At 71.0% G+C, this 22,622-nt stretch carries 23 protein-coding genes; 12 read left to right on the plus strand and 11 right to left on the minus strand.

Features of this window, described 5'->3' with window-relative positions:
* Positions 1-102 precede the first annotated feature (102 nt).
* Genes JQT67_RS07600 through JQT67_RS07610 form a run of 3 tightly spaced genes read left to right on the plus strand, consistent with a single transcriptional unit; the run spans position 103 to position 2,295 of the window.
* Positions 103-876 carry an enoyl-CoA hydratase/isomerase family protein gene (locus JQT67_RS07600; protein ID WP_208064157.1) on the plus strand — a complete coding sequence of 258 codons (774 nt, stop codon included), beginning with the start codon at positions 103-105 and terminating at the stop codon, positions 874-876.
* 43 nt (positions 877-919) lie between these two features.
* Positions 920-1,633, plus strand: a complete 714-nt coding sequence (locus JQT67_RS07605; RefSeq protein ID WP_208064158.1) for a maleylpyruvate isomerase family mycothiol-dependent enzyme — start codon at positions 920-922, stop codon at positions 1,631-1,633.
* 35 nt (positions 1,634-1,668) lie between these two features.
* Positions 1,669-2,295: a DUF805 domain-containing protein gene (locus tag JQT67_RS07610; protein WP_208064159.1), complete on the plus strand. Its 627-nt coding sequence runs from the start codon at positions 1,669-1,671 to the stop codon at positions 2,293-2,295.
* Between the two features lies 1 nt (position 2,296).
* Here JQT67_RS07610 and JQT67_RS07615 read toward each other — a convergent pair whose 3' ends face one another.
* The 6 genes from JQT67_RS07615 to JQT67_RS07640 form a co-directional block, all read right to left on the minus strand.
* Positions 2,297-3,934 (minus strand): DHA2 family efflux MFS transporter permease subunit, encoded by a 1,638-nt coding sequence (locus tag JQT67_RS07615; protein ID WP_307864260.1) that lies wholly within the window; start codon positions 3,932-3,934, stop codon positions 2,297-2,299.
* Positions 3,935-4,065: 131 nt separating this feature from the next.
* Complete coding sequence (locus JQT67_RS07620) at positions 4,066-5,022, minus strand: FAD-binding oxidoreductase (protein WP_208064161.1); 957 nt, start codon at positions 5,020-5,022, stop codon at positions 4,066-4,068.
* A 59-nt stretch (positions 5,023-5,081) separates the two neighbouring features.
* Complete coding sequence (locus tag JQT67_RS07625) at positions 5,082-5,519, minus strand: cyclopropane-fatty-acyl-phospholipid synthase family protein (RefSeq protein ID WP_208064162.1); 438 nt, start codon at positions 5,517-5,519, stop codon at positions 5,082-5,084.
* Between the two features lie 75 nt (positions 5,520-5,594).
* Positions 5,595-8,120, minus strand: coding sequence for an ATP-dependent Clp protease ATP-binding subunit (locus JQT67_RS07630; protein WP_208064163.1), 2,526 nt, complete (start codon positions 8,118-8,120; stop codon positions 5,595-5,597).
* A 95-nt stretch (positions 8,121-8,215) separates the two neighbouring features.
* A complete protein-coding gene (locus JQT67_RS07635; RefSeq protein ID WP_021009522.1) occupies positions 8,216-8,725 on the minus strand; it encodes an iron chaperone in 510 nt (169 codons plus the stop codon).
* 30 nt (positions 8,726-8,755) lie between these two features.
* Positions 8,756-10,186 (minus strand): dicarboxylate/amino acid:cation symporter, encoded by a 1,431-nt coding sequence (locus JQT67_RS07640; RefSeq protein WP_307864261.1) that lies wholly within the window; start codon positions 10,184-10,186, stop codon positions 8,756-8,758.
* A gap of 176 nt (positions 10,187-10,362) precedes the next feature.
* Between JQT67_RS07640 and JQT67_RS07645 the strand changes: the two genes are divergently transcribed.
* Complete coding sequence (locus JQT67_RS07645) at positions 10,363-11,385, plus strand: LLM class flavin-dependent oxidoreductase (protein ID WP_208064164.1); 1,023 nt, start codon at positions 10,363-10,365, stop codon at positions 11,383-11,385.
* A gap of 60 nt (positions 11,386-11,445) precedes the next feature.
* Here JQT67_RS07645 and JQT67_RS07650 read toward each other — a convergent pair whose 3' ends face one another.
* Positions 11,446-11,985: a type 1 glutamine amidotransferase domain-containing protein gene (locus JQT67_RS07650; protein ID WP_208064165.1), complete on the minus strand. Its 540-nt coding sequence runs from the start codon at positions 11,983-11,985 to the stop codon at positions 11,446-11,448.
* A gap of 94 nt (positions 11,986-12,079) precedes the next feature.
* Here JQT67_RS07650 and JQT67_RS07655 point away from each other — a divergent pair, with 94 nt between their 5' ends.
* The 5 genes from JQT67_RS07655 to nrdF all read left to right on the plus strand — a co-directional run bounded on the left by JQT67_RS07655 (position 12,080) and on the right by nrdF (position 17,069).
* Positions 12,080-12,796, plus strand: coding sequence for a DNA alkylation repair protein (locus tag JQT67_RS07655; protein WP_208064166.1), 717 nt, complete (start codon positions 12,080-12,082; stop codon positions 12,794-12,796).
* A gap of 327 nt (positions 12,797-13,123) precedes the next feature.
* Positions 13,124-13,351 carry a glutaredoxin-like protein NrdH gene (gene nrdH / locus JQT67_RS07660; RefSeq protein WP_021009527.1) on the plus strand — a complete coding sequence of 76 codons (228 nt, stop codon included), beginning with the start codon at positions 13,124-13,126 and terminating at the stop codon, positions 13,349-13,351.
* Between the two features lie 25 nt (positions 13,352-13,376).
* Positions 13,377-13,775 (plus strand): class Ib ribonucleoside-diphosphate reductase assembly flavoprotein NrdI, encoded by a 399-nt coding sequence (nrdI, locus tag JQT67_RS07665; protein WP_208064167.1) that lies wholly within the window; start codon positions 13,377-13,379, stop codon positions 13,773-13,775.
* Positions 13,763-15,913 (plus strand): class 1b ribonucleoside-diphosphate reductase subunit alpha, encoded by a 2,151-nt coding sequence (nrdE, locus tag JQT67_RS07670; protein ID WP_208064168.1) that lies wholly within the window; start codon positions 13,763-13,765, stop codon positions 15,911-15,913. The genes nrdI and nrdE overlap by 13 nt, the downstream gene beginning before the upstream one ends.
* A gap of 40 nt (positions 15,914-15,953) precedes the next feature.
* Positions 15,954-17,069, plus strand: a complete 1,116-nt coding sequence (gene nrdF / locus JQT67_RS07675) for a class 1b ribonucleoside-diphosphate reductase subunit beta (RefSeq protein ID WP_208064169.1) — start codon at positions 15,954-15,956, stop codon at positions 17,067-17,069.
* Positions 17,070-17,139: 70 nt separating this feature from the next.
* On the opposite strand, the gene JQT67_RS07680 is transcribed toward nrdF, so the two are convergent.
* Both JQT67_RS07680 and glsA read right to left on the minus strand, forming a co-directional pair.
* Positions 17,140-17,901, minus strand: a complete 762-nt coding sequence (locus JQT67_RS07680) for an SDR family NAD(P)-dependent oxidoreductase (protein WP_208064170.1) — start codon at positions 17,899-17,901, stop codon at positions 17,140-17,142.
* A gap of 57 nt (positions 17,902-17,958) precedes the next feature.
* Positions 17,959-19,170: a glutaminase A gene (gene glsA, locus JQT67_RS07685; protein WP_208064171.1), complete on the minus strand. Its 1,212-nt coding sequence runs from the start codon at positions 19,168-19,170 to the stop codon at positions 17,959-17,961.
* Positions 19,171-19,414: 244 nt separating this feature from the next.
* On the opposite strand from glsA, the gene JQT67_RS07690 reads away from it, so the two are divergent.
* Both JQT67_RS07690 and JQT67_RS07695 read left to right on the plus strand, forming a co-directional pair.
* Positions 19,415-20,443: a TerC family protein gene (locus JQT67_RS07690; RefSeq protein WP_208064172.1), complete on the plus strand. Its 1,029-nt coding sequence runs from the start codon at positions 19,415-19,417 to the stop codon at positions 20,441-20,443.
* The gene (locus tag JQT67_RS07695) at positions 20,440-20,853 is read left to right on the plus strand and encodes a hypothetical protein (protein WP_208064173.1); all 414 of its coding nucleotides are present in this window, start codon (positions 20,440-20,442) and stop codon (positions 20,851-20,853) included. The genes JQT67_RS07690 and JQT67_RS07695 overlap by 4 nt, the downstream gene beginning before the upstream one ends.
* A gap of 14 nt (positions 20,854-20,867) precedes the next feature.
* Here the strand turns inward: JQT67_RS07695 and JQT67_RS07700 are convergent, their stop codons facing one another.
* Positions 20,868-21,095, minus strand: coding sequence for a helix-turn-helix transcriptional regulator (locus JQT67_RS07700; RefSeq protein WP_026372900.1), 228 nt, complete (start codon positions 21,093-21,095; stop codon positions 20,868-20,870).
* Positions 21,095-21,574, minus strand: a complete 480-nt coding sequence (locus JQT67_RS07705; RefSeq protein ID WP_208064174.1) for a DUF2975 domain-containing protein — start codon at positions 21,572-21,574, stop codon at positions 21,095-21,097. Before JQT67_RS07705 ends, JQT67_RS07700 begins: the two co-directional genes overlap by 1 nt.
* A gap of 197 nt (positions 21,575-21,771) precedes the next feature.
* Between JQT67_RS07705 and JQT67_RS07710 the strand changes: the two genes are divergently transcribed.
* Positions 21,772-22,542, plus strand: coding sequence for a DUF2382 domain-containing protein (locus tag JQT67_RS07710; protein WP_208064175.1), 771 nt, complete (start codon positions 21,772-21,774; stop codon positions 22,540-22,542).
* Positions 22,543-22,622 lie beyond the last annotated feature (80 nt).

Genomic DNA, 22,622 nt, shown 5'->3' on the forward strand with positions numbered 1-22,622 from the left:
GTCGAGTAGCGTCCGGAGGACGCGCATCGAGACCCCGCCGACACGTCTCGATACGGCCCTCCGGGCCTACTCGACGACCGAAGACCGGACGAAGGAGTCCCCATGATCGAGCTGACCATCGCCGACGGCATCGCCGAGGTGGTGCTGAACGCGCCCGAGAAGCGCAACGCCCTCGACCCATCCGCGCTCTCGGAGCTGTCGGATGCGTACGCCGAGGCCGAGCGCGCCGGCGTGCGCGCGCTCGTGCTGCGCGGCGAGGGCAAGGTGTTCTGCGCCGGCCGCGACATCTCGGGCGTCGACCCCCGCACCGACGACGTGACGGGCTTCCTGCACGAGCAGGTGCAGCCGCTGCTGCAGCGGATGTCGGCGTTCCCCGCCCCGACCTTCGCCGCCGCGCACGGCGCCGCGCTCGGTGTGGGCCTCGGCCTGCTCATCGCGACCGACGTCGTCTACGTGGCCGAGTCGACGAAGGTCGGCAGCCCCTTCGCCGCGCTCGGCGCAACGCTCGACTCGGGCGGGCACGCGCTCTTCTTCGAGCGGCTCGGCGCGCACCGCACGCTCGACCTCATCTACTCCGGCCGGCTCATGACGGGTGTCGAGGCCGTCGCCGCGGGCCTCTTCTCGCAGGCCTTCCCCGACGACGCCGTGCTCGAGGCGACCCGCGCCGCCGCGGCTCACGCGGCACAGGGCCCGACGCTCGCCTACATCGCCTCGAAGGAGCTCATCCGGGGGCTCCGCGACGAGCGGCTCGGGCTGTGGCAGTCGATGGGCGGCGAGAGCGCGGCGCAGGCGGCGCTCGCGCAGACCGCCGACTATCGCGAGGGATTCGCGGCGTTCCAGCAGAAGCGCACGCCGACGTTCACCGGCCGCGACTGAGCGCCCGCACCGGTCTCGCGGGCGGGTGGCGTAGCGTGCCGCCATGGACCACCTGAGCGCGCTCGCCGATCTGCAGGAGCACTTCCTCGAGACGACCCGGCGCGCCGACCCCGCGACGCCCGTGCCGTGGCTCGGGCGCTGGACGGTGGAGAAGCTCGTCGTGCACCTCGCCCGCATCCACCACTGGGCCGCGGGCCAGGCGCGGCGCGAGCAGGAGACGCCCCTCGGTCGCGGGCCCTTCGACCTGCCGGCGCTCTACGCCGAGTGCGCCACCGAGCTGCGCGAGACCCTCGCCGAGCTCGACCCCGACGCCCCTGCGTGGACGCTCCTCGACGACGGCGTGCCCCGCGCGGAGCGCACCGGCAGCACCGTGCGCTTCTGGCACCGGCGGCAGGCGCACGAGACGCTCGTGCACCTGTGGGACCTGCGCGCCGCGATCGGCGAGGACGTCGAGGCGCCCGCCGAGCGCTGGCTCGACTGCCTCCACGAGGTCGTCACCGTCATGCACCCGCGACAGGTGCGCCTCGAGCGGGTCGAGCCACCCTCGACGGCGATCGCCTTCCAGCCCGAGGGCGCGGGCGCCTCCCTGTCGCTCGCGGGCGCGCCCGACGGCGTCGAGGCTGTCACGATCGCCGGGCCGTCGAAGGCGCTCGCGCTGCTCGCGTGGGGCCGCCTGCCGCTCGACGCGCCCGGGATCGCCGTGGAGGGCGACCGGTCGATCGCGGCAGCCGTGCTCGAGCGAGGCCTCACGCCGTAGTCGCCCGCTCGGCCGACGTGCGCGATGATGGGCGGGTGACGACCACCTCGACGCTCCCCCCGGTGGGGCAGCCGCTGCGCGGCGCCTCCTTCGGGCAGGCGATCAAGCGCTTCTTCCAGGGCTACGTGAAGTTCTCGGGGCGCGCGAGCCGCAGCGAGTTCTGGTGGGCGATGCTCTTCGGCTTCCTCGTCTCGCTCGTCGCGCAGATCCCGTTCTGGATCGCGTACGTGCAGCTCATCGTGCGCACGATCGAGCTGCAGGATCGCGGCATGAGCGCGAGCGCCGACCAGGTCGCGGGACCGCTCGGCGCACTGCTCGGCTGGACCGCGCTCCTGCTCGTCGTCGGGCTCGCGCTGCTGCTGCCCACCTACGCGGCGATGTGGCGACGGCTGCAGGACGCGAACTTCCACGGCGCGTTCGCGCTGCTGAGCATCGTCGGCTTCGGCATCGTGCCGCTCATCCTGTGCATCTTCCCGCCGAACCCGGCTGGCGTGCAGTACGACCCCGACTACCGGGCGATGTACGGCCAGGCCTACGGCCAGCCGACCGGCTACGCGCCCGCCGCGCAGCCGTACGAGCAGCCGTACGGGCAGCACCCGCCCTACGGGCAGCAGTCGGGTCAGGGGTACGGCCAGCCGTACGGCGGACCGCAGCAGCCCTGATTCAGGCGGCCGGGTCGGCGGCTCGAGCCGCCGCATCCCGCGACCGCTCGGTGCCCTGCGTGATCCGCAGGCTCGAGAGCAGTCCGACGACGAGCGCCGCCGCGGCGATCCACGCCGCGAGCGCCGTGCCGTCGGTCATCGCCGCCCGCGCCGCGTCTGCGACGAACGCCGTCGCCGGGTCGGCCGCGAGCGCCCCGATGCTGCCGCCCGAGCTCGCCCGCACCGACTCGACGAGCGGCTCGAGCGCGGGGTTCGCGGCGAGCTGCTGGGCGAGCCGGCTCTCGGTCCCCGACGCGAGCGTCGAGAAGAACGCCGTGCCGAGCACCGCGATGCCGAGCGCCGAGCCCGTCTGGCGGGCGGTGCTCTGCGTCGCCGAGCCCTGACCGCTGCGTTCGACCGGCACGTCGGCGAGCACGACGCTCGTGAGCTGCGCCGTCGCGAGGCCGACGCCCATGCCGTAGACGAACAGCACGGGCGAGGTGAGCCACGCCGTCGAGTCGGGCCGGATGAGGAGCGCGAGCGCGGCGATGGCCGCGATCTCGAGCACGAGGCCGACGCGCACGACGACGACGGGCGAGAAGCGGCGCGCGAGCCCGGCGACCGCGCCGCTCGCGAGGAACGAGCCGGCCGCGAGCGGCACGAGCGCGAGCCCCGCCTCGAACGCGGTGTACCCGAGCACGTTCTGGAACCACAGCGGCAGCGACAGGATGAGGCCGAACTCGCCGAAGCTCACGATGAGCGCCGTGACGTTGCCGTTGGCGAACGAGGGGATGCGGAAGAGCGAGAGGTCGAGGATGACGCCCTTGCCGGCGCGGCCACGAGCGCGCTCGACGACGACGAAGGTCGCGAGCGCCGCGATCGCGACGAGGAACGCGATCGGCACCGGCGAGAGGCCGAGCACCTCGAACGGCGCCTCCTCGCTCGCGGTCCACCACCCGTAGCTGCGGCCCTCGATGAGCCCGAACACGAGCGCGCCGAAGCCGACGATCGACAGGGCCGCGCCGACGAGGTCGAGCCGGCCCCGCGCATCCGTCGCCCGCTCCTTCGACTCGGCGACGAACAGCAGGAGTCCCACGACGATGAGGATGCCGACCGGCACGTTGATGCCGAAGGCCCAGCGCCAGCTCGCGTGCTCGGTGAGCCAGCCGCCCGCGAGTGGGCCGATCGCGGCCATGCCGCCGATCGTCGATCCCCAGACGGCGAAGGCGATGCCGCGCTCGCGCCCGTGGAAGTTGGCGTTGAGGAGCGCGAGCGTCGTCGGCAGGATCATCGAGCCGCCGAGGCCCTGCAGCGCGCGGCCGGCGATGAGCACGGCGCCGCTGTCGGCGATCGCGCACAGCACGCTCGAGGCGACGAAGACGACGACGCCGATGAGCATGATGCGACGGCGCCCGACGCGGTCGGCGAGCCGCCCCCACGTGAGCAGCAGCGCCGCGAACAGCAGCGTGTAGATCTCCTGCACCCACTGGATCTCGGTGCTCGAGATCTCGAGATCGGCGACGATCGCGGGGATCGCGACCGAGACGATCGTCGAGTCCATGATGATGATCGCGACGCCGAGGCTGATGGCGACGAGGCCCCACCAGCGGTAGCGCACGTATCGGTCGGCGGGTGCGGTGGGATCGCTGCTGCGGGTCACGAGTGCTCCTTCGGAAGGGATGCACGGGCCGCTCATGCAGTCCGGAGGCACCTCGACCCGGGTATGTTAGCCAGGCTTCCTATGTGACCGGCGAATGAATCGTCCGCGTGTCGGCCCTCGTGCCGGCGGGCTCACTCGAGCAGCGCGGCGACGCGCTCGGCCGTGCCCCACGAGAGCGTCATGCCCGAGCCGCCGTGCCCGTAGGCGGCGATGCTGCGGAGCGCGCGACCGGGCACCTCCTCGATGCGCAGCCGCTCGCGGCCCGGACGCAGGCCCACGGCGCGCGACACGATCGGCGCTCCGGCGACGGCGGGCACGAGCCGCGCGCAGCGCTCGAGGATGCCCGCCTCGATCGCCGGGGCGGGCTCGAGCGAGGTCGCGCCGACCTCGTGCGTGCCGCCGAGCACGAGGCAATCACGGCGCGGCAGCACGTAGGTGAGGCCCGCGGGATCGTCGTCGTCGATCACGAACTCCGTCACGCCCGGGTTCTCGACCCGCACGACCTGGCCGCGGATGGGCACGACGCTCGCGTCGTCGCCGAGCAGCGAGCCGGACCGCACCCCGGCGGCGACGACCGCGACGTCGAAGGCGCGCGCGAGCGCATCCACGTCGTCGACCGCGCGGCGCTCGAACCGCACGCCGAGCCCGGCGCAGCGCTCGCGCAGCCACGGCAGGTAGAGCGACATCGTCGCGAGCGGCACAGTGGTGCGCAGACCCGTCGCGCCCGCAGGCAGCTCGATGGCCTCGAGCTCGGATGCGTCGACCGCCGTCGCGTCGACCCAGGCCGTCCACGAGCGGTCGGGCTCGGGCGAGCGCTCGACGATGACGCCGGTGCGGAGGTCGACGCCCGCCTCCGGGTGGTCGGCGACGATGCGGCGGAAGCGCTCGAGGGTCGTCGCGAGCATCGCGTCGACGGCGGCCGAGCGCTCGGCCGCGTACGGGAACCAGACGGCGCCGGCGACCGCGGAGGTCGACTCGAGCGAGTCGGCATCGGCGAGCACGGTGACGTCGCGGCCCTTGGCCGCGAGCTCGAGCGCGGTCGAGAGGCCGATGACGCCCGCGCCGATGACCGCGACGCGATCGCTCATGCTGCGCTCCCCGAGGCCCTCCGACGGATCCGGGTCGACGATACCCCGGCCCGCTCGCGTCACGCGGCCGGAGCGGGCTCGCTGTGGAGCGCGATCTGCTCGAGCGGGTCGCCGCGGTCGATGAAGAGGGAGGCGCCGGGCACCGTCGCGGCGCGGAGCCGCTCCATCGCGGCCGCCTCGAGCTCGGGGTGGCGACCGTCGAGCGCGCCGACCCGGATGGCGACGACGAGGTCGAAGGGCTCCTCCCCCGCCTTCAGGCGGAAGCCCTCGGCGTTGACGACGCGGAACTTCAGGTTGCCCGCATCGGACTGCCGCTCGGCGGCCTGCACGGCCATCATCGAGCGGTCGACGCCGAGCACGAAGCCCTCGGGCCCGACGCGCTCGGCGATCGCGCGCGCGAGCGCGCCGGGGCCGCAGCCGAGCTCGAGCACGCGCATGCCGGGGCGCAGCGGCAGCGCGTCGAGCACCGCGGCGAGCCGGGCGGAGAGAGCGGCCATGGCGCCTCCTTCGTGTCAGGAGAGCATGGCGGGGGACACGCCGGGTGGCAAGCCCCCTCCGCCCGGGGGTGCGGCTCAGGCCGGGGTCACCGCGAGTGCATCGCCCTCGACGTCGACGCGCACCGTGCCGCGCTCGAGGCCGCCGACGATGAGGTCGGCAACGCGGTCCTCGACCTCGCGCTGGATGAGCCGGCGCAGCGGCCGCGCACCGAACTCGGGCTCGTACCCGTGCTCCGCGAGCCAGCCGAGGGCCGCATCCGTCACCTCGAGCTCGAGCTCCTGCGCCGCGAGCCGCTCGCGCACGCGGCCGAGCAGCAGCGACACGATCTGCCGCAGCTCCTCCGGCTCGAGCTTCTGGAACAGCACGATCTCGTCGATGCGGTTGATGAGCTCGGGGCGCATCTGCTCGCGCAGCCGCCCCATGACCTTCGCGCGCAGCTCGTCGGCCGAGCCGGTGCCGTCGCCGGCCTGGAAGCCGATCGGGCCGGCCTTCGACGCGAGGAACTCGCTGCCGAGGTTGGAGGTCATGATGACGACCGTGTTGCGGAAGTCGACCGTGCGGCCTTGGCCGTCGGTGAGCCGGCCGTCCTCGAGCACCTGCAGCAGCAGGTTGAAGACGTCCGGATGCGCCTTCTCGATCTCGTCGAGCAGCACGACCGAGTACGGCTGGCGCCGCACCTTCTCGGTGAGCTGGCCGGCCTCGTCGTAGCCGACGTACCCGGGAGGGGCGCCGATGAGGCGCGCGACCGTGTGCCGCTCGCCGAACTCCGACATGTCGAAGCGCACGAGCGCGCCCTCCGAGCCGAACAGGCTCGACGCGAGCGCCTTCGCGAGCTCGGTCTTGCCGACGCCCGTCGGGCCGAGGAAGAGGAACGAGCCGATGGGCCGCGACGCGTCGCCGAGCCCCGAGCGCGACCGGCGGACGGCCTTCGCGATCGCGCTCACCGCATCCGTCTGCCCGACGACCCGCTCGTGCAGCTCCTGCTCGAGGCGGGCGAGCCGCTCGCGGTCGCCCTCGGTGAGCCGCGACGCGGGGATGCCCGTCGCTCGCGCGACGACCTCGGCGATCTCCTCCTCGTCGACCGTGCCGTCCTCGCCCGAGCCGGAGTCGATCGCGGCCTGGATCGCCGCGATGCGGTCGCGGATGCGGGTCGCCTCCTCGAACTCCTCGGCCTCGACGGCCTGCCGCTTCTCGTCCTCGAGGTGCTCGCGCTCCTTGACGAGCGCATCGACGTCGACCTTCGTGCCGAGCCGCAGCCGCAGCCGCGCGCCCGCCTGGTCGATGAGGTCGATCGCCTTGTCGGGCAGGAAGCGGTCGCTGATGTAGCGGTGCGAGAGCTCGACCGCGGCGCGGATCGCCTCGGGCGTGTACGTCACGCGGTGGTGCTCCGCGTAGGCGGGCGCGAGCCCCTCGAGGATCCGGACGGCGTCCTCGACGCTCGGCTCGGCGACGAGCACGGGCTGGAAGCGGCGGGTGAGCGCCGCGTCCTTCTCGATGCGGCGGAACTCCGCGAGGGTCGTCGCGCCGATCATGTGCAGCTCGCCGCGCGCGAGGCGGGGCTTCAAGATGTTCGCGGCGTCCATGCCGCCCTCACCGCCGCCGCCCGCGCCGAGGATCGAGTGCAGCTCGTCGATGAAGACGATGAGCTCGTCCTTGTGCGCGCTGATCTCCTCCATCGCCTTCGTGATGCGCTCCTCGAAGTCGCCGCGGTAGCGCGTGCCGGCGACCATCGCGGTCATGTCGAGGGCGACGACGCGCTTGCCGAGCAGCGACTTCGGCACGGTGCCGGCCTCGGTCTCGCCCTCGACGATCGCGCGCGCGAGCCCCTCGACGATCGCCGTCTTGCCGACGCCCGCCTCGCCGATGAGCACGGGGTTGTTCTTCGTGCGGCGCGAGAGGATCTCGATCGTCTGCTCGATCTCGTCGGCGCGACCGATCACGGGGTCGAGCTCGCCCGCGCGGGCGCGCTCCGTGAGGTCGGTGCCGAACTCGTCGAGCGTCGGCGTGGTCGAGCTCGGGTCGACCGCCTTCGACGGCCGCGCCTGCTGGGCCTCGATCGCGTCGCGCTGCGCCTGCGCGGCGGCGCGCTGCAGCGCATCGGGCGTGATGCCCGTCTCCTGCAGGAGCGCGCCGACGGCGCTGTCGCCCGCGACGATGAAGGCGAAGAAGAGGTGCTCGGGGTCGATGTAGCTCGAGCCGTTGGCGCGCGCGATCTGGTAGGCGTCGCGCAGTGCGCGTTGGGCGGATGCGGTGAGCGACGGCGGAGTGGGCATCTCACGATCCCCGTCGGCCGGCATCCGCTCCTCGACCGTCGTGCGCAGCGCATCCGTGTCGACGCCGACGCCCGCGACGGTCGCGCCGACCTGCGGCAGCTCGAGGAGCGCGTGCAGCAGGTGCAGCGCGTCGACCTCGGCGTGCCGGTGCTCGCGCGCGTACTCGACGGCGCTCGCCATGACCGAGCTCATGCGCCGCGAGACGAGGCGCGAGAGGTCGACCGAGCGCTGCGCCGGGACGCGCTGTCCTTGCAGGATCCGCGCGATGAAGTCATCGAAGGACCCGTCGCCGCCGAACCCGTAGCTCGGCCCGTAGATCGCGGCCATGTGCATCTCCCTGAAGTCGTCGTGTCGGACTTGAGTGTGCCCGACTCAAGTTTAGACAACGCTGCTGGGCGATGCGCATTCCCGACCGACCGGGATCAGCTGACCGCCTTCGCGACCAGCTCGGCGATCTGCTTGCGCACCTTCGGGGTGTCGGCCACGACCGCGTACGAGGTCGGCCACATGTCGCCGTCGTCGAGGTTCGCGATCGTCTGGAATCCGAGCGTCGAGTAGCGCTCGTCGAACTTCGACGCCTGCTGGAAGAACACGAGCACCTTGCCGTCGCGCGCGTAGGACGGGAAGCCGTACCAGGTCTTCGGGTCGAGGTCGGGCGCCGTCTCGGAGACGACCTCGTGCACCATCTGCGCGAGCGACTTGTCGGGCTCGGGGAGCCCCTCGATCGCGTCGAGCACGTCCTGCCGGTCGCGCTCCTTCTTGTTGCCGCCCTTGGACTGCCGCCGCAGCTCGGCGGTGCGGGCCTTGAGCGCCTCGCGCTCCTCCTTCGAGAGCGTGCCGTCCTCGGTCTTCGCCTCGGTCTTCGCCATGGGGATCCTCCGATCGTCGTCGATCGCGCGAGCCGCGATGCGCACCATCTTGCCGGTGCGCATCGCGGCTCGCTTCTCCGATCCTGCCCGGGCTCAGCGCGCCGGCACCGGCTCCCGGCGCTCATCGGGCTCCGCGCCCGACGGCGTCGACGCATCCGCCTCGGCCGCCTCGTCGGAGTCGTCGAGGAACGGGCCGTCGCCGCGCGGGCCGTCGTAGATCGCGCGGTCGAGGATGCCCTCGCGCTTCGCGACGATCGTCGGCACGAGCGCCTGGCCCGCGACGTTGACCGCGGTGCGGCCCATGTCGACGATCGGGTCGACGGCGAGCAGCAGGCCGACGCCCTCGAGCGGCAGGCCGAGCGTCGAGAGGGTCAGCGTGAGCATGACGGTCGCGCCGGTCGTGCCCGCGGTCGCGGCCGAGCCGACGATCGAGACGACGGCGATGAGCAGGTACTGGATGAGCGTCAGCTCGATGCCGAAGAACTGGGCGACGAAGATCGCGGCGATCGCGGGGTAGATCGCGGCGCAGCCGTCCATCTTGGTCGTCGAGCCGAACGGCACGGCGAACGACGCGTACTCGCGCGGCACGCCGAGGTTGCGCTCGGTGACGCGCTGCGTGAGCGGGAGCGTGCCCATCGACGAGCGGCTCACGAACGCGAGCTGCACCGCGGGCCAGACGCCCGAGAAGTACTGGCGGATCGAGAGGCCGTGCGCCTTGACGAGCGCCGGGTAGACGACGAACAGCACGAGCGCGAGCCCGAGGTAGATCGCGCCGACGAACCACGCGAGCGTGCCGAGCTTCTCCCAGCCGTACTGCACGACGGCGTTGCCGAGCAGGCCGACCGTGCCGATCGGGGCGATGCGGATGATCCACCACAGCGCCTTCTGGATCACCTTGAGGGTCGACTCGGTGAAGTCGAGGAAGGGCTGCGCCTTCGTGCCGAGCTTGAGCGCGGCGATGCCGACGACGGTCGCGACGACGATGACCTGCAGCACGTTGAAGCCGACGGTCGAGCTGATGACGCCCTCGGCCGACTCGCGCGTCGAGACGGTGAGGCCGAGGAAGTTCTGCGGCACGAGGCCCGTGAGGAAGTCCCACCAGCCGCCGACGCGGCTCGGCTCGCCAGGCTCGAGCCCCGAGCCGTCGACGCGGGCGCCGGGCTGCAGCGTCACGCCGAGGGCGATGCCGATCGTGACCGCGATCGCCGCGGTGATCGCGAACCACAGGAGCGTCTGGCCCGCGAGCCGCGCGGCGTTCTGCACGCGGCCGAGCCGCGCGATCGAGGCGATGATCGCGGTGAGGATGAGCGGCACGACGGCGGTCTTGAGCAGCGCGACGTAGCTCGAGCCGATCGTCGCGAGCGTCTCGGCGAGCGGGTTGTCGGCGCCGTCGGCGCTGGGGCCGAGCTGCAGCGCGACGAGGCCGAGCACGACGCCGAGCACGAGCGCGGCGGAGATCTGGAAGCCGAAGGATCCGAGGATCCGGCGAGCGCGCGAGGGCGCGGGCGCGTCAGTGGTGGGCACGGTGCTCCTAGGGATGCGGTGAGGGACTCGCGCGAGCCAGACGGGCTGGTGCGCAGATACAGTTATAGCGGCAATAAGGTGCGGTTGTCACGCGGCGTGTCAGATAGCGCCACGCAACTGCGCCTCGCGCACGCGTCACGCGGAATGCGGCTCGGCGCGCCCGGGTTCTCCCGTCCATGCGCAAGCGGATCGGCTTCCTCTCCTTCGGCCACTACCGGCAGGTCGTCGGCGCGCGCGTGCCGACAGCGGGCGACTCGCTCCGCATGCACGTCGACCTCGCCGTCGCGGCCGAGGAGGCGGGCATGGACGGCGCCTGGGTGCGCGTGCATCACTTCTCGACGTCGCTCGCCGCGCCGTACCCGCTGCTCGCCGCGATGGCTGCCCGCACGTCGACGCTCGAGCTCGGCACCGGCGTCGTCGACCTGCGCTACGAGCAGCCGCTCGCCATGACCGAGCTCGCGAGCGCCGCCGACCTGCTCTCGGGCGGCCGGCTGCAGCTCGGCATCTCGCGCGGCTCCCCCGAGCCCGCGATCGACGGCCAGGAGCGCTTCGGGCTCGGGCTCGGCGTCGGCGAGCGCTGGGCCGACGTCGCCCGCGAGCACGCCGCGCACTTCCGGCGGGCGCTGCGGGGCGAGCCGCAAGCGCGTTCGGAGCGGGCGGCGCAGCTCGGCCAGGGCCCCGACCTGCCGGTCGAGCCGCGCTCGCCCGGGCTCGCCGACCGGTTGTGGTGGGGCGCCGGCAACCACGCGTCGGGCCTGTGGGCGGGCGAGCACGGCTACCACCTGCTGTCGTCGACCCTGCTGACGCAGGACGACGGCCGCCCCTTCCACGTGCAGCAGGCCGACCAGGTGCGCGGCTACCTCGCCGCCTACGCGGAGGCGGGGCACGAGGTCGCTCCCCGCACGGCCGTGACCCGCAGCGCGTTCCCCTTCTTCTCCGACGACGACCGCCGCTACTTCGGGCTCGCCGACGAGCAGCACGACGGCGTCGGCCGGCTCGACGGCGGCGCGGCGCGCGGCGGCCCGACCTACGCGGGCGAGCCCGAGCACGTCGCCCGCCGGCTGCTCGCCGACGAGGCGGTGCAGGCGGCCGACACGGTGCTCTTCGCCCTCCCGAGCCAGCTCGGGCTCGACTACAACGCCCACTTGCTGGGCTCGCTCGTCGCCGTCGCGCGCGAGCTCGGGTGGCAGGAGGACTGACCCTCCCAAGATGGCAGAGGCCGGCTGCCGCAGCGGACAGCCGGCTCCTGCCCGCTCCGGTCAGCGCTCGTGCGTGCCCTCGGCGAACTCCTCGACGATCTTCGCGTTGAACGCCGGCAGGTCGTCGGGCGTGCGGCTCGAGACGAGCCCCTTGTCCGTGACGACCTCCTCGTCGACCCAATCGGCACCCGCGTTCCGGAGGTCCGTCTTGAGGCTCGGGTAGCTCGTCATCCGGCGGCCGTTGACGGCGCCCGCCTCGATGAGGATCCACGCGCCGTGGCAGATGACGCCGATGGGCTTCCCCGCGTCGGCGAAGCCCTTCACGAGCGCGACGGACGCCTCGTCCATCCGCAGGTGGTCGGCGTTCACGACGCCGCCCGGCAGCACGAGGGCGTCGAAGTCGGATGCGCTCACGGAGCCGGGTGCGGCATCCACGGCCTGCTCGTGCCCGTTCTTGCCCTCGATCGAGCCATCCTTGGGCGAGACGAGGGTCGGCGTGCCGCCCGCGGCCTGCACCGCCTCCCACGGGCTCGTGAGCTCGGAGTCCTCGAAGCCGTCCGTGAGCACGAACGCGACCTTCTTGCCGGTGATGTCAGCCATGCTGCCTCCTTCTCCACTGGTGTGCGTCGGCGACGGTACGGGCCGCGCCTGAGCGAGCCTTGTGCGCGACCTGCACGGGTGCCAGCCTGGGCCCGTGCAGCCGGAGGGGGCGGACGCGCCGATCGCGCTCGTCGAGCGGCTGCGCGCGCTCGCGAGCCCGGAGCAGCGGGCCGCGCTCGAGCGGGCGCTCGCCGACCGCGTCGAGACCGAGATCCTCGGCGTGCGCATGGGCGCGGTGTTCGCCCTCGCGCGCGAGCACCTCGACGCGCCACTCGAGGTGGTGCGGGCGCTGCTGCAGCGGCAGGAGCACGAGGCACGCGTGCTGGGCCTCAGCATCATCGGGCAGCGTGCCAAGCGCGCCCGACGGGGCGATCCGTGGCTCGACGAGGCCGCCGCGCTCTACGTCGCCGAGCACGACCGGATCGTCTCGTGGGACCTCGTCGACCTCGCGGCGCCCTCCGTGCTCGGCCGCGCCGCGCTCGAGCACGGCACCGCGGTGCTCGACGACCTCGCGGGATCGGCCGAACCGCTCCGGCAGCGCAGCGCGCTCATGGGCTCGCTCCCGCTCGTGCGGCGCGGGCGGCCGGCGGATGCGGTGCGGCTCGCCCTCGGGATGCTCGGCTCCCCCGCGACGCAGCTGCAGCGCACGATCGGCGCCGTGCTGCGCGAGGTCGGCAAGGTCGATCGCGAGCTGCTGATCGGCGTGCTCGAGCGGGAGGCGCCGGGCATGACGGCGATCGCCCTGCGCTTCGCGACCGAGCGGCTCGAGCCGGCGGAGCGCGAGCGGCTGCGGGCGCTGCGGGAGCGCTGAGCGGCATGTGGGCGGCCGGGCGTAGCGTGCCTCTCGAAGCCCCCGGAGGTGCCCGATGCCGACCCCGAACCACACCGGTGTAAGTCGTCGTCGGCGTGTCGCGAAGATCTTCCGGCCGACTCCCCACAGGGTCCGCGCCGACTCTCCACAGGCTTTTCCGCGTCGTTCCGCGGCGGGAATGACACCTGTGGAGTTCTTGTTGACTCAGGTGTGGAGAAACACACCATCTTGTGTCCTTGATCGCCGCCAGACCCCACATATAGTGGGAGCCCGGCCACGGCCGGACCACGAGACCTCAGCACCGGAACCACACCGAGGAGAGCGGCCATGACCGTCACCGTCTATTCGAAGCCCGCCTGCGTGCAGTGCACGATGACCACTCGCGCGCTCGACGCCCAGGGCATCGAGTACGAGATCTTCGACGTGACCGCCGACGACAAGGCGCTGCAGACGGTCAAGGAGCTCGGCTACATGCAGGCACCCGTCGTGATCGCCGACGAGCAGCACTGGTCGGGCTTCCAGCCCGACCGCATCAAGGCGATCATCGCGGCTTGAGCCGCGCCGCCGGCAGGGGGGCGCCGTGAACCAGGTCGTCTACTTCTCGAGCGTGTCGGGCAACACCGCCCGCTTCGTCGAGAAGCTCGGCCGGCCGGCCTCGCGCATCCCCCTGTACGCCTCCGACCCGCCGCTCGAGCAGCGAGAGCCCTACGTGCTCATCGTGCCGACCTACGGCGGCGGCGACGGCAAGGGTGCCGTCCCGAAGCAGGTCATCCGGTTCCTCAACGATGAGCAGAACCGCAAGCACCTGCGGGGCGTCATCAGCGCCGGCAACACCAACTTCGGCGCGGGCTACGGGCTTGCGGGCGACATCATCGCCCGCAAGTGCGACGTGCCGCACCTCTACCGCTTCGAACTCTTCGGAACCCCCGACGACGTGCGCGTCGTCAACGATGGATTGGATGGACTATGGCGACAGTGACGCCCGAGATGACGACGGGCAAGACGTCGGCGATGGACTACCACGCGCTCAACGCGATGCTCAACCTCTACGGACCGGACGGCAAGATCCAGTTCGAGAAGGACCGCGAGGCGGCCAACCAGTACTTCCTGCAGCACGTCAACCAGAACACCGTCTTCTTCCACTCGCTCAAGGAGAAGCTCGACTACCTGGTCGAGAACGACTACTACGAGAAGGAAGTGCTCGACCAGTACTCCTTCGAGTTCATCAAGTCGCTCATGAAGCGCGCCTACGGCTACAAGTTCCGCTTCCCGACGTTCCTCGGCGCCTTCAAGTACTACACGTCGTACACGCTCAAGACCTTCGACGGGAAGCGCTACCTCGAGCGCTACGAGGACCGCGTCGTGAACGTCGCGCTCGCCCTCGCCGCGGGCGACGAGACGCTCGCCGAGCACATCGTCGACGAGGTCGTCAACGGCCGCTTCCAGCCGGCCACCCCGACCTTCCTCAACGCGGGCAAGAAGCAGCGCGGCGAGCTCGTCTCGTGCTTCCTGCTGCGCATCGAGGACAACATGGAGTCGATCGGGCGCTCGATCAACTCCGCGCTGCAGCTCTCGAAGCGCGGCGGCGGCGTGGCGTTCAACCTCACGAACATCCGCGAGTACGGCGCCCCGATCAAGCAGATCCAGAACCAGTCCTCGGGCGTCATCCCCGTGATGAAGCTGTTCGAAGACAGCTTCTCGTACGCGAACCAGCTCGGCGCGCGCCAGGGCGCGGGCGCGGTGTACCTGCAGGCGCACCACCCCGACATCATGCGGTTCCTCGACACGAAGCGCGAGAACGCCGACGAGAAGATCCGCATCAAGACGCTGTCGCTCGGCGTCGTGGTGCCCGACATCACCTTCGAGCTCGCGAAGAAGGGTGAGGACATGTACCTGTTCTCGCCGTACGACGTCGAGCGCGTCTACGGCGTGCCCTTCAGCGACATCTCGGTGACCGAGAAGTACCACGAGATGGTCGACGACCCGCGCATCACGAAGACGAAGATCAACGCGCGCGAGTTCTTCCAGACGCTCGCCGAGATCCAGTTCGAGTCGGGCTACCCGTACATCATGTTCGAGGACACGGTGAACCGAGAGAACCCGATCGAGGGCCGGATCAACATGTCGAACCTCTGCAGCGAGATCCTGCAGGTCAACACGCCGTCGACCTACGACGACGACCTCGACTACGTCTCGGTCGGCAAGGACATCTCCTGCAACCTCGGCTCGATGAACATCGCGCTGTCGATGGACTCGCCCGACTTCGGCAAGACCGTCGAGACGGCCATCCGGGCGCTCACGGCGGTCTCCGACCAGTCGAACATCGGCTCCGTGCCGTCGATCGCGCGCGGCAACGACATGAGCCACGCGATCGGCCTCGGCCAGATGAACCTGCACGGCTACCTCGGCCGCGAGCGGATCTTCTACGGCTCCGAGGAGGGCATCGACTTCACGAACATCTACTTCTACACGGTGCTGTTCCACGCGCTGCGGGCCTCCAACCGCATCGCGCAGGAGAAGGGCCGCACCTTCGAGGGCTTCGAGCGCTCGAAGTACGCGACCGGCGAGTTCTTCGACAAGTACACCGAGCAGGAGTGGAAGCCGGCGACCGCCCGCGTGCAGGAGCTCTTCGACAAGTCGGAGATCCACATCCCGACGCAGGATGACTGGCGCGACCTCAAGGCGCTCGTGCAGCAGCACGGCATCTACAACCAGAACCTGCAGGCGGTGCCCCCGACCGGCTCGATCTCGTACATCAACAACTCGACGTCGTCGATCCACCCGATCGCGGCGAAGATCGAGATCCGCAAGGAGGGCAAGCTCGGGCGCGTCTACTACCCGGCGCCGTTCATGACGAACGACAACCTCGAGTACTTCCAGGACGCCTACGAGATCGGCCCCGAGAAGATCATCGACACCTACGCCGCGGCGACGCAGCACGTCGACCAGGGCCTCTCGCTCACGCTGTTCTTCAAGGACACCGCGACGACCCGCGACATCAACCGCGCGCAGATCTACGCGTGGCGCAAGGGCATCAAGACGATCTACTACGTGCGACTGCGCCAGCTGGCGCTCGAAGGTACGGAAGTGGACGGCTGCGTCAGCTGCATGCTGTGATTTCCTCACTTTTAGCGCGACAACGATGAAGGAACAGGACATGGACACCCAAGAGACGCAGGCGTCGGTCTTCGACGACCCCATCGACGCCCCGGCCCTCGCCGAGGAGGCCGGCCCGGCGATCGAGGCCGACCGCGCCGAGATCCAGGAGGCGCTCGACGGCGGCGTGCAGACCGAGGCGCAGAAGCGCCAGCACCGCCACAACCACCTCGTGCGGGCGATCAACTGGAACCGCATCGAGGACGAGAAGGACCTCGAAGTGTGGAACCGCCTCGTGAACAACTTTTGGCTGCCCGAGAAGGTGCCGCTCTCGAACGACATCCAGTCGTGGGCGACGCTCACCAAGGACGAGAAGCTGCTCACGATGCGCGTCTTCACCGGCCTCACGCTGCTCGACACGATCCAGGGCACGGTCGGCGCCGTCTCGCTCATCCCCGACGCGGTGACGCCGCACGAGGAGGCGGTGCTCACGAACATCGCCTTCATGGAGAGCGTGCACGCGAAGTCGTACTCGTCGATCTTCTCGACGCTCGCGTCGACGAAGGAGATCGACGACGCCTTCCGCTGGTCGACGGAGAACCCGTACCTGCAGCGCAAGGCCGAGATCATCATCGGCTACTACGAGGGCGACGACCCGCTCAAGCGCAAGGTCGCCTCGACGCTGCTCGAGTCGTTCATGTTCTACTCGGGCTTCTACCTGCCGATGCACTGGTCGAGCCGCGCGAAGCTCACGAACACGGCCGACATGATCCGCCTCATCATCCGCGACGAGGCCGTGCACGGCTACTACATCGGCTACAAGTTCCAGAAGGGCTACGAGCAGCTCACGCCCGAGAAGCAGGCCGAGCTCAAGGACTACACGTACTCGCTGCTCTACGAGCTCTACGAGAACGAGTCGAAGTACTCGGCCGAGCTGTACGACCCCGTGGGGCTCACTGAGGACGTCAAGAAGTTCCTCCACTACAACGCCAACAAGGCACTGATGAACCTCGGCTTCGAGCCGCTGTTCCCGTCGACGGTCACCGACGTCAACCCGGCGATCCTGTCGGCCCTGTCGCCGAACGCCGACGAGAACCACGACTTCTTCTCGGGCTCCGGCTCCTCCTACGTCATCGGCAAGGCCGAGGCGACCGAGGACGAGGACTGGGACTTCTAGTCCACGACGATGGAGGGGCGGCGCTGCGGCGCCGCCCCTCCATCGTGCGCGCCGCGCATCCGCCGGCGGCTCAGGAGCGCAAGTACGACGCACCATTGAAGTCGAGCACCCCGCCCGACGACCATGTCGCCGCCGGCGAGCTCAGGAAGAGCACCGCCGCGGCGACCTCCTCCGGCGTCCCGACGCGCCCGAAGGGGCTCTGCGCGCGCAGGTCCTCGCCCGCGGCGCCTTCGAGCTTCGCGCTCTGCCGCTCCGTGCTGACGAATCCCGGCGCGATCGTCGTCACGACGATGCCGTGCGGCGCGAGGGCCACCGCCATCGACTGTCCGAACGCGTGCAGCCCGGCCTTCGCGGCGCCGTAGGCAGGGAACTCCGGTTCGCCCCGGTACGCGCCTCGGGATCCGACGTTGACGACGAACCCAGGCGCTCCGCGGTCGATCAAGCGGCGCGCGACGAGGAAGGTCAGGTTCGCAGCGCCGAGGAGATCGACGTCGACGATCCTCCGCCAAGCCGCCTGCCACTCCTCGAAGCTCGCCTCGTCGACCCGATGGCGGACGTCGTCGGCGGGCGCCACAGCGGCGTTGTTGATGAGGATGTCGATCCCACCGAGCGCATCGTCGGCGGCCCGCACAATGTCGGCAGCGCTGTCGGGATCGCCGATGTCTCCACCGACCGCGATGTGGCCGACGCCGGTCATCGAGCGGAGCGTCTCCTCCGCCGCGGCGCTGTCGGAGCCGTAGTGGACCGCCACGCGGTCTCCGCGCTCGGCGAGAGCCCGAGCGATCGCGCGTCCGATCCCGCGCGAAGCTCCTGTGACCAATGCGGCACCCATGGTTCCCCTCCTGCTCTCCGGATCGCGGTCACCGGCCCACGGCCCGCGCGCCTCGCGTCATCCGCCCAGCACGCCGTCTGGGTCGGTGACCCGCACGTCCCGACCGTCGGCGCGCATCCGCTCGACGGCCTCGGTCAGCAGACGACGGCCGATGGCGCTCGCCGAGACGACGCGCGTCAGGTCCAGCACGACGGGCGAGCGATCGTCGGGGAGCCCTTCGAGCTCGCGCAGCGCCGCCTCGGCCGCGGCGAAGTGCATCGTGCCCTGCAGCTGCACCTCGCGGACGCCGTCGCCGTCGGTGTCGGGCTCGACGACGCCGTAGAGCACGTGCGTCGCGACCTCGGGCGCGTGCATGAGGTGGAGGCCGAACTCGGTCGACATGCGCGCGAAGGCCTGCTCGCCGCGCACGCTCGTGCCGACGTCGTCGAGTCGCGGCGAGAAGGCGCCGGCGCCGATCTGCCCGGGGAGCGCGCCCAGCACGCCGCCCGCGACGCCGCTCTTCGCAGGGATGCCGACCCGGCTCATCCAGTCGCCCGCCGCGTCGTACATGCCGCACGTCGCCATGACGCTCAGCGCTTGCGTGCACGCCCAGACCGGCACGACCTGCTCACCCGTGACGGGGTTCCTGCCGCCGCCGGCGAGCGTCATCGCCATCACCGCGAGGTCGCGCACGTCGACGAGCATCGAGCACTGCCGGATGTAGCCGTCGACGGCGTCGTGCGGCTCGCCGTCGAGCTTGCCCTGCGAGTGCGCGAGGTAGGCGAGGGCGAGCGTGTGGCTCGCGACCGAGCGCTCCGACTCGAAGACCGCCTCGTCGATCTCGAGCTCGCGGCCGGCGAACGCCGAGAGCCCCGAGCGGACGCGCTCGTCGCGCTCGGCGAGGCTCCACTCGGGGTCGCCGATGAGCGCGTGCGTCGTCACGGCGCCGACGTTGATCATGGGGTTCCGCGGACGGCCGCTGCGCTCGAGCGAGATCTCGTTGAACGCGTCGCCCGAGGGCTCGACCCCGACGTGCTCGAGCACCGTCTCGATGCCGCGGTCGGCGAGCGCGAGCGCGTAGGCCAGCGGCTTCGAGATCGACTGGATGGTGAAGCGGTGCTCGGCGTCGCCCGACGCGTAGACGGTGCCGTCGGCGGTGCAGAGCGCGATCGCGAAGCGGTCCGGGTCTGCCTCGGCGAGCTCGGGGATCTCGTCGTGCAGCTCCCCGCCGTCGTCGTCGGCGCACTCGCGCAGCATCTCGTCGAGGAGCTCCGGGATAGGGTTGCGCATGCTCGAGGCTAGCGATGCTCGGCTGAGGGCCATCCGTGCGGCGAACCGCGGCATCCGCTGTGGCCTCGCAAGGAGAGCGCCCCGATCGGTTCCGGCCGCAGCGTCTGCGCATGTATGATGCTTGCGGAGGGGAGTAGTCCCCCGGCCACGCGTCGTCATTTCGTGCTCGCCATCGGGCTCCGGCGCTTGGAGGCCTTCGGGTCTCGGACGAGACCTCCAGTTGCACCGTCAACTGGAGGACACGATGGATGTACCTTTCTATGCCTGGCTCGCCGTGCTCGCGGCGATCGTCGTCATGCTCGCGATCGATCTCTTCGCACATCGGCGGGCACACGTCATCGGCGTGCGCGAGGCGCTCGCCTGGTCGATCGTCTGGGTGCTCTCGGGCATCAGCTTCGGGATCGTCGTCTGGAACCTGTGGGGCGCCGAGCTCGGCCAGCAGTACTTCGCCGGCTACCTGATCGAGAAGTCGCTCGCGGTCGACAACGTCTTCGTCTGGGCGATCATCTTCGCCGCGTTCTCGGTGCCGCGCGAGCTCCAGCACCGAGTGCTGTTCCTCGGTGTGCTCGGCGCGCTCGTCTTCCGCGGCATCTTCATCGCGGTCGGGGCTGCGCTCATCGAGAGCTTCGCCTGGATCCTCTACGTCTTCGCCGCATTCCTCATCGTCACGGGCATCCAGATGCTGCGCACTCGCAACGAGCACGTGCACCCCGAGCGCTCGCGAGTGCTCAGGCTCTTCCGGCGCGTCGTGCCGATGACGGATGCGTACCACGGGCAGCGCTTCCTCGTGCGGAAGGCGGGAGTCGTGGTGGCGACGCCGCTGCTCGCGGTGCTCGTGCTGGTCGAGGTGACGGACATCGTCTTCGCGGTCGACTCGATCCCGGCGGTCTTCGCGGTCACCTCCGAGCCGTTCCTCGTCTTCACCGCGAACGCGTTCGCGATCCTCGGGCTGCGAGCGATGTACTTCCTGCTCGCCGATCTCATCCACCGCTTCGTCTACCTCAAGGTCGGACTCTCGCTCGTGCTGATCTGGGTGGGCGCGAAGATGGCGCTGCTGGACGTGCTGTACATCCCCACGCTCGTCTCCCTCACCGTCGTCGCGCTCATCATCGGCATCTCGATCGCGGTGTCGCTCGCGGCGACGCGAGGGCAGGAGCGCCGCGCCGTCGAGACAGCGCCCGCGGGCTCCTTCCGCGTGGCGACAGCGGCTGAGCTCGCCGAGCTCGAGCCGCTGCTGAGTCGCCGCCGCGCGCGCGAGCTGAGCCGCCGGTGACTGTCGCTCACACCGTCGCGGTACTGGTCGACGAAGCGGATGAGCGCCCGCTCGAACTCATGGCCCGCGCCCTCGCCGAGCCGCTCGACGGCCTCGTCGTGGTCGCGGCGGTGCGCCGCCTCGGCCTCACGACCGATGCGGCGCTCGCCGACCGGCACGCGCTGCGTCGCGAGGCGCTCGTCGAGCACCTCGCCGAGATGGCGCGAGACCTCGCGCCGGCTCCACTCGCGTTGCGGCGGCGCAGCCTCACCGCTCGCTCAGCGGCACTGCACCGCACCGCCCGGCGCGCCCGGCGGCTCGCGCGAGCCCTCGGCGCCACCGCGCTCGTCCACCGGGACGACACGGGCGGAGTCGTGGTCGAGCGGATTGCCGTGCGCCGGCAGCGGCCCGGTTCGACGGAGCGATCATGACCCGCCCGCGCGGCTCAGGTCGACGCATCCGCCCCGTCGTCGTCGACCCACTCGAGCAGGTCGCCCGGCTGGCAGCCGAGCACGCGGCACATCGCGTCGAGCGTCGAGAACCGCACTGCCTTCGCACGGCCGTTCTTCAGCACCGCGACGTTCGCGGGGCTCAGCCCGACGCGCTCGGCGAACTCCCCCACGCTCAGCTTGCGCTTGGCGAGCTCGACGTCGATCCGCACGACGATCGGCATCAGATCACCTCGTCGAGCTCGGCGCGGTAGCCGCTCGCCTGCTGCAGCAGGCCGCGCATGACGAGCATGAGCAGCAGCGGCAGGAGCGAGAGCACGACCGGGCCGAAGAGCGCCATCGGGATGCCCGGGTCGCGCAGCTCGGGCGTGAGGAAGACGACCGCGACGACGACGAGCGCGCCGGCCGCGAGCAGCGCCCAGCCGATCGCGAGCGCCCACACGATCGCGTCGACCCAGCGGCGCGCCTCGTCGCTGAAGATGCGGTCGCGCTGCACGAGCGTGAGCAGCCGCCAGATGCAGACGATGACCGCGAGCACCGCGACGATCACGAGCGAGAGCACCGCCTGCGCGCCGATGCGGAACCACAGCGCCTCGTCGGCGAGCTCGCCCGGCAACGACAGCAGCAGGATGATGAGCAGCCAGGCGGCGGCGAGGATGAGCGCGACCCGGAGCGGTAGGACGGTCCAGCGAGAGCGGAGCATGCACCCATCTTGCTGGCTTTGCTATCGAGAATCAATAGATACCGGTCGAATATCGATGTCGTCGTCGGATGGTGGCGCTCACCGGCGAATCGGTGTGGGGTACACGGCGGGCGTGCAGGTCACGAGGACGGGACGCCCAGGCGGAGTCGAGAGGCTGGACGCAGACCACCAGATCCGACAGGAAACGAGGCATGACCATGAGCAACGGCAATCTCTCCATCGACCAGGTCCAGGGCGGCACGGTCTACGACTCGACCGGCGACAAGGTCGGCGAGGTCTCGAGCGTCTACCTCGACGACTCGACCGGCCAGCCGGCGTTCGCGACCGTGAGCACCGGATGGTTCGGCACGCGCGAGAGCTTCGTGCCGCTCCGCGACGCGACCGTCCGCGGCGACGAGATCCACGTGCCGCACACCAAGGACACGATCAAGGACGCTCCGAACATCGACGCAGACGCGCACGTGAGCGAGGCCGAGGAGGCGGAGCTCTTCCGCTACTACGACTACCAGGGCGGCACCGGCACCACGGGCACCGACTCGGTGGGCACGGGCTCGGTGGGCACCGGCTCGATGGGCACGGGCACCGACGCGGTCGACAGCGACCACGAGTCGATCGTCCGTCGCGAGGAGGAGCTGCACGTCGGTACCGAGCGCGTCGAGTCCGGCCGCCTGCGCATCCGCAAGCACGTCGTGACCGACCACGAGACGGTCACCGTCCCGGTCGAGCGCGAGGAGGTCGAGATCGTTCGCGAGCCGCTCGACGGCACGAGCACCGGCACCCGCGGCGATCTCGGCGACGACGAGATCGAGGTCACGCTCAGCGAGGAGCGGCCGGTCGTCGACAAGCGGGTCGTCGACGCCGAGCGCATCGGCGTCGACCGCCGCACGGTCGTCGACAACGAGACCGTGCAGGCCGACGTCGCGCGCGAGGAGATCGACATCGACCGCGAGGGCGACACGCGCCGCTGACGCACCCCTGGGAACGGCCCGCCGGCGACTCGCCGCGCGGGCCGTTCCGCGTCCCTGGCGCGGCGCCGACGCGCGCTCGG

This window comes from Agrococcus sp. TF02-05 (assembly GCF_017565345.1).
Classification (GTDB): domain Bacteria; phylum Actinomycetota; class Actinomycetes; order Actinomycetales; family Microbacteriaceae; genus Agrococcus; species Agrococcus pavilionensis.